This window comes from Neisseria sp. P0021.S007 (assembly GCF_051956855.1).
In genome coordinates, this window is sequence record NZ_JBQCXA010001566.1 from 1 (window position 1) to 462 (window position 462).

General features: G+C 52.6%; 1 pseudogene. It reads left to right on the plus strand.

Annotated features, from left to right (window positions below):
• Window positions 1-462: pseudogene (locus tag ACTHUR_RS20295) on the plus strand (5-demethoxyubiquinol-8 5-hydroxylase UbiM); the annotation flags it as partial.

Sequence of the window (462 nt, forward strand, 5' to 3'; positions counted from 1 at the left end):
TATCCAAACTGGACAACGTCACTATTCTGACCGGCACGGGCGTCAAAGAAGTCAAAACTTCCGAAGACGAAGCCCAAGTCATCTTGGAAAACGGCGAAGTTTTGAGCGGTCGCCTACTCTTAGCAGCAGACAGCCGCTTCTCCCAAACCCGCCGACAACTGGGTATTTCCTCCGATATGCACGATTACAGCCGCACCATGTTCGTCTGCCGCATGAAGCATACCCTGTCCAACCAGCATACCGCTTACGAATGCTTCCACTACGGCCGCACCATCGCCCTGCTGCCTTTGGAAGAACACCTGACCAACACCGTCATTACCGTCGATAGCGACAAGGCGGACACCATCAAAAAAATGTCTCCTGAAGAATTGGCAGCCAGTGTCAAAGAGCAGCTCAAAGGCCGTTTGGGCGATATGGAATTGGTCAGCACCATTCACAACTACCCCTTGGTCGGCATGATTG